11 protein-coding genes (1 of these 11 cut by a window edge) are annotated in these 10,251 nt (G+C 67.2%); 7 read left to right on the top strand and 4 right to left on the bottom strand.

Features of this window, described 5'->3' with window-relative positions:
- The 4 genes in view from folP to OCI36_RS08685 are tightly spaced (at most 42 nt apart) and all read left to right on the top strand, a layout consistent with a single transcriptional unit that may run on beyond the window.
- Positions 1 to 26, top strand: the final stretch of a protein-coding gene (folP, locus tag OCI36_RS08700; protein ID WP_261664688.1) for a dihydropteroate synthase. Its footprint begins 889 nt before the window's first position; only the last 26 of its 915 coding nucleotides appear in the window; the start codon falls outside the window, past its left edge; the stop codon is at positions 24 to 26.
- The gene (gene folB, locus OCI36_RS08695; RefSeq protein ID WP_261664687.1) at positions 23 to 424 is read left to right on the top strand and encodes a dihydroneopterin aldolase; all 402 of its coding nucleotides are present in this window, start codon (positions 23 to 25) and stop codon (positions 422 to 424) included. Before folP ends, folB begins: the two co-directional genes overlap by 4 nt.
- Positions 421 to 930, top strand: a complete 510-nt coding sequence (folK, locus tag OCI36_RS08690; RefSeq protein WP_261664686.1) for a 2-amino-4-hydroxy-6-hydroxymethyldihydropteridine diphosphokinase — start codon at positions 421 to 423, stop codon at positions 928 to 930. Before folB ends, folK begins: the two co-directional genes overlap by 4 nt.
- A gap of 42 nt (positions 931 to 972) precedes the next feature.
- Positions 973 to 1,452 carry a hypothetical protein gene (locus OCI36_RS08685; RefSeq protein ID WP_261664685.1) on the top strand — a complete coding sequence of 160 codons (480 nt, stop codon included), beginning with the start codon at positions 973 to 975 and terminating at the stop codon, positions 1,450 to 1,452.
- Positions 1,453 to 1,544: 92 nt separating this feature from the next.
- Here OCI36_RS08685 and OCI36_RS08680 read toward each other — a convergent pair whose 3' ends face one another.
- On the bottom strand, positions 1,545 to 1,865 hold the full coding sequence (locus tag OCI36_RS08680; protein WP_261664684.1) for a hypothetical protein: 321 nt from the start codon (positions 1,863 to 1,865) through the stop codon (positions 1,545 to 1,547).
- 35 nt (positions 1,866 to 1,900) lie between these two features.
- Here OCI36_RS08680 and OCI36_RS08675 point away from each other — a divergent pair, with 35 nt between their 5' ends.
- Positions 1,901 to 2,143: a hypothetical protein gene (locus tag OCI36_RS08675; RefSeq protein ID WP_261664683.1), complete on the top strand. Its 243-nt coding sequence runs from the start codon at positions 1,901 to 1,903 to the stop codon at positions 2,141 to 2,143.
- A gap of 108 nt (positions 2,144 to 2,251) precedes the next feature.
- Here the strand turns inward: OCI36_RS08675 and pnp are convergent, their stop codons facing one another.
- The gene (pnp, locus tag OCI36_RS08670; protein WP_261664682.1) at positions 2,252 to 4,627 is read right to left on the bottom strand and encodes a polyribonucleotide nucleotidyltransferase; all 2,376 of its coding nucleotides are present in this window, start codon (positions 4,625 to 4,627) and stop codon (positions 2,252 to 2,254) included.
- Between the two features lie 95 nt (positions 4,628 to 4,722).
- On the opposite strand from pnp, the gene OCI36_RS08665 reads away from it, so the two are divergent.
- On the top strand, positions 4,723 to 5,541 hold the full coding sequence (locus tag OCI36_RS08665) for an isoprenyl transferase (protein ID WP_261664895.1): 819 nt from the start codon (positions 4,723 to 4,725) through the stop codon (positions 5,539 to 5,541).
- A 284-nt stretch (positions 5,542 to 5,825) separates the two neighbouring features.
- Here OCI36_RS08665 and OCI36_RS08660 read toward each other — a convergent pair whose 3' ends face one another.
- Entirely contained in the window at positions 5,826 to 6,314 is a 489-nt protein-coding gene (locus OCI36_RS08660; RefSeq protein WP_261664681.1) for an EVE domain-containing protein, read from the bottom strand.
- 45 nt (positions 6,315 to 6,359) lie between these two features.
- A complete protein-coding gene (locus OCI36_RS08655; RefSeq protein WP_261664680.1) occupies positions 6,360 to 7,772 on the bottom strand; it encodes an esterase/lipase family protein in 1,413 nt (470 codons plus the stop codon).
- Positions 7,773 to 7,966: 194 nt separating this feature from the next.
- Between OCI36_RS08655 and OCI36_RS08650 the strand changes: the two genes are divergently transcribed.
- Positions 7,967 to 10,021, top strand: a complete 2,055-nt coding sequence (locus tag OCI36_RS08650) for a molybdopterin oxidoreductase family protein (RefSeq protein WP_409996730.1) — start codon at positions 7,967 to 7,969, stop codon at positions 10,019 to 10,021.
- Positions 10,022 to 10,251 lie beyond the last annotated feature (230 nt).

Raw genomic sequence — 10,251 nt, 5'->3', positions numbered from 1 at the left:
CACTGACGGCCGGAGCTGGCCAATGACCGGCCAATCTGCGACCGGCCAATCCGCAACCGGCCGGGTGGTGCTGTCGGGGCTGGAATTTTTTGCCCGACACGGGGTCTTCGAGGCAGAGACCCAGCTGGGGGCCCGCTTCGTGGTGGATGCCGAACTCGTCTACCCGTTTGCTGACCTGAATGACGACCTGAGCGGTGCCGTGAACTACGCCGAAGCCTACGACCTGATCCGGCAGCTGGTCACCGGAGAACGCTTCGACCTGATCGAAACCCTGACGGCCCGCATTGCCCGCGAGTTGCTGACCGCGCATCCCCGCCTGGAACAGGTCACTGTGCGGGTACACAAGCCGGGTGCGCCGGTGGCAGGCATCTTCCGCGACATCTATGCCGAACTGACCCTGGACCGAACGGAGCCGGGCGCATGACTCTGGCCTATATCGCCCTGGGCGCCAATCTGGGTGACCCCCTGGCCACCCTGCACGCTGCGCTCGGCGGGCTGGCAGGGCTGGGCGAACTTCAGGCAGTCAGCCGGCTGTACCGCACGGCACCGGTGGGGGGACCGCCCGGGCAGCCGGACTATCTGAATGCGGTTGCCGCGTTAGAGACCCGCCTGGCCCCGCTGGCCCTGCTGGACGCCTTGCAGGCGCTGGAAGCTCAGGCCGGCCGCACCCGCACAGTGCGCTGGGAGGCCCGCACGCTGGACCTGGACCTGCTGCTGTACGGGGGAGAGGTGCTGGCCTCGGAACGCCTCAGCGTGCCGCACCCGCGGGCCTGGGAGCGTGCTTTCGTGCTGGCTCCGCTGGCTGACCTGGCCCCGGATCTGGCGCATCCGGTCAGCGGAGAAACAGTCCGGCAAGCACTGGCCCGGGCCGGGACGGCCGGCGTCACGGCCGCGCTTCAGAGCAACTGGCCAGAGTGCCGGACAGAGTGACTGGGGCGGCTTTTAAGCCGGAAACGCGCTATTGTGGGAGATATGAACGAGAACACGACCACTACCAGCCGGGGCGGTTCAGGGCGCACAGCGCTCTGGGTGGTGCTGGCCCTGTCGCTGGCGGCTCTGGCTTATCTGACCATGGGCCTGGCTATTCCCAATAACCCGCTGTATTCCGACCGCAGTGCCAACGGCATCAGCAAGTACAAGTTCCTTGAACAGTGCCAGGACGGAATCGAGCAGGCCGAAGAAATGGGCCAGATCCATGACGCGCTGGTCAAGCAGCACATGCTGGGCGAGGATGACAATGTCCGCACCGAAATGCTGCTGAACTCGCGTGAACTGGTCGACAGCATCCGGGTCTCCAACCAGCCTGGTCAGAGCTGGGCCATGTCGGCGCCGGTGCTACTGCGTTCTCAGCTGACCAACGAGCCGCTGCTGCAGGTGTACTCGCAGTGCCACTACGACCGCGAAAACAACCAGGCCGTGGTGTCGCTGCAGCCCAGCAACTCCGGCTTCTAATTCTGAGTCTGACGGCGAGATAAACAGGGGAGAGAGCGGCAGCAGGTGATGGGAGCCGCTCTTTTCTTTTGAATTTGCCGCGTCCCCGCAGCTTAAAGTTGTTCGCGGCGCCAGTTGTTCCAGAGCTGCTGGGCCTGGGTGCGCACGGCGCCGTCCCCGGCGGTCCGGGCGTAGCTGACGCCCCAGCGCAGATGCTGCTCGCTGCGGCCTGCTTGGCCGCTCAGCCGGGTCAGCACATGTAATCCCAGATGCGCCCGTGCCAGCAGAGCGTCACGCTGGGCACTGGGCCGCAGGCGCACCAGCTGGTCCAGCGCCGCTTCCAACTGTGGCCGCGCCCGGCCCGGATGCCCAGCGGTATAAGCCTGTTCCGCAGCTGATAAGGCATCGGCGGCGGCACTCAGGGACGGCTTCATCGCTCCAGTGTACGGCGGCCGTTATGCTGAAAGCTATGGACGCGCTGACGTGGGGCTGGCTGGGCGCCGGGCTGTTGCTGCTGGCCGGCTTTGGCTGGGGCCGGCAGGTGTCCGGGCCGGGCGTCACCGGCAGCTGGCTGGCAGCCATGCTGATCCTCTCGCTGGCCGGTCTTTTTCTGGTGGCCCAGTCGGCGCTGGCCGGGCACGATCTGCCGGTGAGTGTGGGGCTGGTGGGTGCTGTGGCCGCGTCGCTCATCTCGGTGTTCATGTCGGATTGAAGCGCAGGATTGTGCGGAGCAAAAAAAGCCCCCGCAGCGCGTGGCTGGCGGGGGGGCGGGCAGTCTGAGCCGGCCTGACCGGAACAGAGCTGCCGGAGAAGACCGAGCTCAGCTTTCCTGGTTGTCAGTGGTGCTGGGGCCGAAGGACAGCCGGTCAAGGCCTTTCTGCTCCTGCTCGGCTGGCGTTGCTGGCGTGGGGGCGGCCGGTGCAGAGGCCGGCTGGGCGGCGGCCGACGGTTCCTGGCTGCTCCACTCGCTGCGGGGCCGCTCGCCGCGTTCGCCCTGTGGCCGGTCACTCTGCCGGTCGCTGTGCTCATGACGTTCGCGGCGGGGGCCACGGTCACTGCGCTCGCGGCGTTCGCGTGGCGCACGCGGTTCGCGTGGGGGCACCTTGCCTTCCAGTTCCGGGCGAATCAGGTCGATCTTGCCGCGGTCGTCAATGTTGACAATCTTGACGCGCACTTTCTGACCCATCAGCAGCACTTCCTCGACCATCTCAATGCGTTCTTCGCTCATCTGCGAGATGTGCAGCATGCCGTCCTGGCCGGGGAACAGGTTGATAAAGGCCCCGAACGGCGCAATCTTGACCACTGCGCCCTCGAATTCGTCGCCCACCTTGGGCTGGTAGGTCACGGCGGTAATCCGGTCCTGTACGGCCTGCGCGGCCTCACCGCTGGCGCTGAAAATCCGCACCAGGCCGTCTTCCTCGATGGTCACCTGCGCGCCCATCGCTTCCAGCTCGCGCACCTGCTTGCCGCCGGGGCCGATCACTTTGCCGATCAGTTCCGGGTCAATTCGCATGGAGATGATGCGCGGCGCGGTGGGCGAGAGTTCGCTGCGGGGCGCCGGCAGCACTTCGGCCATCTTGCCCAGGATGTGCATCCGGGCTTCCTTGGCCTGCGCGAGTGCCTCACGCATGATGGCGGGAGTGATGCCGCCGATCTTGATGTCCATCTGCAGGGCCGTGACGCCTTCGGCAGTGCCGCAGACCTTGAAGTCCATATCGCCCAGGGCATCTTCCAGGCCCAGAATGTCGGTCAGGATGCGGTAGCGACCTTCTTCCATCACCAGGCCCATCGCCACGCCGGCCACCGGGGCCTTGAGCGGCACGCCGGCGTCCATCAGCGAGAGGGTGCCGCTGCACACGGTCGCCATCGAGCTGGAGCCGTTGGATTCCAGCACTTCACCCACCACGCGGATCACGTAGGGGAATTCCTCGAACGAAGGCAGCACCGCGCTGATGGCCCGCTTGGCGAGGTTGCCGTGGCCCACCTCGCGGCGCGACTGCGCGCCCATCCGTTTGACCTCGCCGGTGGAGTAGGGCGGGAAGTTGTAGTGCAGCAGGAACTTGTCGTCGGTTTCGGCGGTCAGGTCATCCACCAGCAGTTCGTCGCGCTCGGTGCCCAGGGTGGTTACGCCCAGCACCTGCGTCTCGCCGCGGGTAAAGATGGCGCTGCCGTGGGCGCGGGGCAGCGGCCGCGCCTCGATCCAGATGGGCCGCACGGTGCGGGTGTCGCGGCCGTCGGCGCGCAGGTCCTCTTCCAGAATCAGGCGGCGCAGTTCCTGCTTTTCCACCTTCGAGAAAGCGGTTTTCAGTTCCTCGGTGCGCTCCCGGGCGCCTTCGGCTTCGCTGTCGGGCACTCGCTCGGCAATCAGGCGGTCGCGCAGCGCCTTGAGGTTGGCGCTGCGCTCCTGCTTCTTGGCAGTCAGCAGCGCGGCACGCAGGCCGCCGGCGCGGGCCGCTTCGGCCAGTTCGGGCACCAGGTCGGGCGAGAGTTCGTCGTCGGCCAGATAATTGAATTTTTCCTTGCCCAGCTCGGCCCGCATGGTTTCGATCAGGCTGATCACGCCCTGCATCTCGGCGTGCGCGAATTCGATGGCGTCCACCAGGTCGCCTTCGGCCACCACCTGCGCGCCGGCTTCCACCATCATCACGGCGTCGCGGGTGCCGGCCACCACCAGGTCCAGGTCGGAGTGTTCCAGTTGCTGCGCGGTGGGGTTGATGACGAACCCTCCGTCCACCCGGCCTACCCGCACGCAGGCGGTGGGCCCGGCCCAGGGAATATCGGAGATGCTCAGTGCGGCGGCGGCGCCGATGGGACCCAATACGTCCGGCGCGTTCTGCTGATCGGCGCTCAGCACCGTGATGATCACCTGGGTTTCGTGGCGGTAGCCCTTGGGAAACAGCGGGCGAATCTGGCGGTCGGTGATACGGGCCGAGAGAATGGCCTTCTCTCCGGGGCGGCCTTCGCGGCGGCTGAAGCTCCCGGGAATCTTGCCCACGGCGTAGTGTTTTTCCTCGAATTCCACGGTGAGCGGCAGAAAGTCCAGGATGCTTTTTTCGGTGCGGGCCTGCGCGGTGACCAGCAGCAGGGTGTCGCCGTAGCGCAGCGTCACCGCGCCGCTGGCGAGTTTGGCCAGCCGGCCCGTTTCCAGGGTCAGCTCGCGGCCCCCCAGGGTCGTCGTGTAAGTCTTGCCTAACATTCCCGCAGTGTAGCCCGCGGCCCACTGCTAAACTGAGGGACGTGACCCCGAAAGACCCCGCCGCCCCTGCTGCTGCTCAGACGTCTAAAACGCAGCTGGTGACCCGCTGGCTCAGCGCCGGGCAGAATGTCAAGAACTCGCTGCGCGGCGCCGTGCTGAGCGGCTATGAGGCGCAGCTGGCCGCTCAGGTGCGTTCCGGCGGCGCCGTGCCGCAGCACCTGGGCCTGATTCTGGACGGCAACCGCCGCTTTGCCAAGGCTGCTGGATTGCAGCGCGAAATGGGCCATTCCATCGGCGCCGAAAAGGCCCACGAAGTGCTGGAATGGTGCTTGGAACTGGGCATTCCTGCTGTGACCATCTGGGTGCTGAGCACCGACAATGCCGGCCGTGACCCTGCCGAACTCTCGCACATCCTGAACCTGCTGCGCCGCGAGGCCACCCAGCTGGCGGTGGACCCCCGCATCCACAGCAACCGGGTGCAGGTCCAGGTGATCGGCCAGCACGACGATTTCCCGCCCGAGGTGCGCCGCGCGCTGGAGAACTTGGAAGAAAGCACTGCCGGCTACACCGGCATGCGGCTGAATATCGCGGTGGGCTACGGCGGCCGCGAGGAAATCGTGAATGCCGTCAAGTGCCACCTCTATGAGCAGGCTGCCGCCGGCAAAACCCTGACTGAGGTGGCCGATCAGCTGCACTCGGCCGATATCAGCCGGCACCTCTACACCGCCGGCATCCCCGACCCCGATTTCATCATCCGTACCAGCGGCGAGATCCGGCTCTCGGGCTTCATGCTGTGGCAGAGCGTGTATTCGGAGTTCTATTTCTGCGATGTGTACTGGCCGGGCTTCCGGCGGGTGGATTTCCTGCGGGCACTGCGCGACTTTCAGGGACGCAACCGCCGCTTCGGCAAATAAGCCGGGCGGCTTTGGAGGGCCGGGGCCAGAAGGTCAGCACTGCAAAAAAGAAACCGCCCGCGCCGGGGCAGACGGGCGCGGGCCAGGGCGGGCCAGACAGAAAAAGCTGGAGCGGCTTCAGTCCTGCCGGGGGCCGCTGTGGGCTGGCTCTTCACCGACCTGAGGCCGCAGCGAAGCCACCAGCAAAAACAGCACCGTCAAAATGCCGATCAGGAGGAAAGCCATGCCCAACATTATGACTTGGTAAAGATGGCAACTCTGTGAAGGAAACCTCTATAGAGGGCTTACCGCATGGCGGGTTTCTGGTCAGGCAGTGCGGCCGGCCCTCCCGCAGCCAGTGCTGCCTGAAACTCCGTTTCCGAGACCGGTAGTACGCTGAGGCGGTTGCCAGGGCGAACCAGCGGCGAATCTTTCCAGGCGGTCATCTCCCTGAGCCGGTCCAGCGTCACCGGCTGCGGCAGTTCGGCGGCGGGCTCAATGTCCACCATGCTCCAGCGTGGGGCCTCGGCGCTGCTTTTGGGGTCGTAATACTCGCTGGCAGGGTCGAATTGCAGGTCGTCCGGAGCGGCTTCCCCCACCACCCGCGCCACGCCCACCACGCCGGGCGGCCGGGCGTTGGAGTGGTAGAAGAGGCACAGGTCACCCCGCCGCATCTGGCGCAGAAAGTTGCGGGCCTGATAGTTGCGGATGCCGTTCCAGGGTTCGCGCCTGGCCGCCTGCAGGTCCGCGAAGCTGAAGACGTCGGGTTCGGATTTGATCAGCCAGTAGGCCATGCCCGCAGTGTAAAGGCCGGGCGCAGCCCTGGCGCCCAGCCGGGGTCACTTGAGGCTGCTCAGGAACGCTGCCTGATCGCGGTAGAACTGCCGGAAGTCGCGCAGGGTCAGCAGGCCGGCGGCGTCCAGATGGTCGTAGCCTTCCATTTTGCCCAGGCGGTACCACTGGCCGGGCTGGGTGGTTTGGCCGGTATAGGCCACGCTGCTCTGGCCCAGCGGAGCGTGCTGGGCGTAGACCGGCACCAGGCCGTCGTTTTCCCACCACTCCGGGCCGTAAGTCACGGTGCCCTTGGCGCTGGTGCCGCGCAGGTTGCCCAGTCCGGGCGGCAGCGGCCAGGCATAAGGAAAGGCCGTGATGTGCAGCGGCGCTGCCATGGTGGGCCGCGGGTAGTGCCAGCCGGTCAGCAGGCCCGGGTAGGTGTCGCTGGACGCCCAGGAAAAGTAGCGGGTGTGTTCGCTGCGCGGCAGCCGGGCGTTCTGCTGGTAGGCGCCCTCGACGCTCAGGTCGAAGGCGGCTTGGTCTTCGGACTTCCATAGGGGTGAATTCGGCTGGAAAGCGCGGGTTAGATAAGCATTTAGGCTCTCGCCCGCTTGCCGGCGCAGGCCCCACTGCCCCATGTCCATGTCGTACAGGGAGTTACCGGTGGTCGTCCCGCCGCCCAGGGCCGCCGCCGACAGAATCAGGTCCTTGAGCAGAGGCAGCGCCGACACCAGCTGATCGGTAGCCGGGCTGCCGCTGTTGGCCCCGCTGATGGTCATGACACTTTTGACCCAGCCGGCGCGGCCCCCGGCGAACAGGTTGCTTCCGGCCGCGTCGGCGGGGCTGCCCCGGTCCAGCAGACTGACCAGTGCCAGCGAGGTAGGCCCGCCCATCGAGTGCCCGATCAGGTTGACCGGATGCGCGGCGTCCCACTGCGGATAAAAGCCGGGGTAGCACTTGACCGGGTCGGTGCGGCGGTGCCCGGCCGCAGCCGAGTGCGCCGCGCCGTAATCCACGCAGCCGCCCCTGATCTGCGCGAACAGTTCGCTGGCCCGGTCCCAGTTGGAGATGACCGGGCCCAGGCTGGCCGCATAGACGGTATAGCCCTGCGAGCGCAGGTCGGCCACCGTGCCGCCGGGGCCGCCCCAGTAGTTGAAGCCCAGCAGTTCGCCGTCACCCCAGCCGCCCAGGCCGTGCACCAGAATGATCGGCACACTCTTATCCAGCTGCTCCAAGCTCTGGCCCTGCAGTGCGCCGGCCGGCAGCGAGTGGTCCAGGTCGGTGCGCTGCCCGTCGGCCCGCTGCACATTCAGCCGGGGTGCATTTGGGCCGGTGCTGGCCGCCGCGCCCGGCAGCGCGGCCCGGTGCTGCGCGTAGTCGCTGAGGCCCTGTGTCTGAGGTGTGGAGGGCGCTGGGGTCTGCCCGCAGGCGCTCAGTAGGGCCGCTGTCAGGCCGATCAAGATGGTGGTCTGTTTCATGGGTGCCTTGACCTCGCTTGAATGGGAGAAAGTGCTGGTATGTCAACCCAGGCCAGTCAAATGTTGCCAAATGCCAGCTAGAAAAGGTTTCTCTTTGAGAGGCTGAGTCTAACATGTGAGGCGGATGTAGGAGAATGGGCAGCCGCTGGAAAAACCTGCCGGCCGCCGGAGTTCTGGCAGCTAGAATGGCCCGCATGAGCCCCCGTGAAGCGCTGCTGACCTGCCCGCTCGACTGCCCGGATGCCTGCCGGCTGAAGGTCACCTTTGCGCCCGACGACACGGGCCGCGAGCGACTGGTCAAGGTGAGCGGTGACCCGCAGCATCCCTTTACCCGGGGCTTTGCCTGTGCCAAAACGGTGCATTATCCGGCCCGGCAGAACCATCCGGGGCGGCCGCTCACGCCGCTGCGGCGCGTCAATCCCAAGACCGACCCGCTGCCGCAGTGGGAGGCGGTGGGCTGGGACGAGGCGCTGGACGAGATTGCCGGGCAGCTGCGCCGCATCATTGCCGAGCGGGGCGCGGAAGCGATCTTGCCTTACCACTACGCCGGCAACATGGGCCTGCTGGAAGGCGAACACGTACAGACCCTGTGGCGGGCGCTGGGCGCCGCCGAGATAGAAGAAACCATCTGCTCGGCAGCCGGAAGCGCGGCCTGGGAGATAGGCTATGGCCCCCTGATGGCCCCCGACCCGCTGGACGTGCCGCAGGCAGAACTGATCGTGCTGTGGGGCATCAACAGCCTCAGCACCAACACCCACCTCACCCCGCAGCTGACCGCCGCCCGCAAACGCGGCGCCCGGATCGTGTGCGTGGACCCCTACCGCACCCGCACCGCCGCTTTTGCCGATACTCACTACAAACTGAAGCCCGGCACCGACGCGGCGCTGGCCCTGGGCATCATGCACGGGCTGTTCGCGCATGGCTGGACCGACGAAGCTTTTATCGCTGGCATGACCGAGGGCGCAGACGAACTGCGCGCCGAAGCGAGCGGCTGGGACCCGGCCCGCACCGCTGCCGTGACTGGCCTGAGCGAGACCGAGGTGCTGGAGCTGACCCGCCTGATCGGCATGACCCGGCCCACCTATATTCGGCTGGGCTACGGCATGACCCGCCACGAGTTCGGCGGGGCGGGCCTGCGGGCGGTGTCGTTGCTGCCGGCGCTGACCGGCGACTGGCGCCATGCCGGCGGCGGCGCGGCCCTCAGCACCAGCGGCGCTTTCCGGCTGAATGCGGCGCGGCTGGGCGGGGCACACCTGCTGCGGGAAGGCACCCGCACCATCAACATGAATGCGCTGGGCGACGCGCTGGACCCCGCGCAGGGCTTTGCCGCCACCGTGATTTACAACTGCAACCCCGCCACGGTGGCGCCGGATTCGGACCGGGTGCGTGCCGGGCTGACCCGCCCGGACCTGCTGGTGGTGGTGTTGGAACAGGCCATGACCGAAACGGCCGCGCTGGCCGACTGGGTGCTGCCGGCCACCACCTTCGTGGAGCACGAGGACGCATTTACCAGCTACGGCCACCACTGGATCGGCTACAACCGCGCTGAGCTGGCCCCGCTGGGAGAAGCTCGGCCCAACTCCTGGATCATGCAGCAACTGGGCCGCCGCCTGGGCGTTAGCGAGCCGTCGCTGTACTGGACGTTGGACGACCTGCTGGCCGAGCTGCTGGACTCGCCGCACCCACATCTGGCCGGCATTACCCCCGAGCGGCTGAAGGCGGAAGGCACCGTGCGCCTGAACTTGCCGGCCGGGTGGCGGCCTTATGCGGAAGGAGCGCCCACGGAGAGCGGCCGGATCCAGCTGAGCCCGGTGCCACGGCAGCAAGAACCGCAGGCCCGGCTGACGGCGGAGTATCCCCTGCGCCTGCTGACCCCGCCGGCGCACCATTTCCTGAACTCGACCTATGGCCTGCTGGACCGGCTGAACCGCGCCGAGGGCACCGAACCACACGTGATGGTGCACCCGGATGACGCAGCTGCCTATGCCCTGGCAGACGGCCAACTGGCCCGACTGGTCAGCGAGCAGGGCGAGGTGCAGCGCCGGGTACAGGTGACTGACGCTGTGCAGCCGGGCGTGGCGGTGGTGGAGGGCATCTGGTGGGGCAGCGCCGCCCCCGACGGCAAGAGCATCAACACCCTGACCGCCCAGACCCTGACCGACCTGGGGGGCGGCAGCACTTTTCACAACACCCGGATTCGCATTGAGCCGCTGGCCCCGCCCCAGCTGACAGCCCAGTCGGCCGACTGACCGGCAGCTCCAGACCGGCAGACACACTTCCGGAGGAACCTGAACCCATGCCCATTACCCTGCGCCCGGTGACCGCCGCCGAATATGCCGCCTACGCTGAGACCACTGCCCACGACTATGCCGGTGAAAACGTAAAAGCCGGCCGCTGGCCTGCCGAGGGCGCCCTGGAACGGGCCCGCGCCGAGCATGCCCGGCTGCTGCCGCAGGGGGGAGACACGCCGGGACACCGC

Source organism: Deinococcus sp. Marseille-Q6407, assembly GCF_946848805.1.
In the GTDB taxonomy this organism is placed as follows: Bacteria; Deinococcota; Deinococci; order Deinococcales; family Deinococcaceae; genus Deinococcus.
This window is presented reverse-complemented; position numbering and strand designations above follow the sequence as displayed.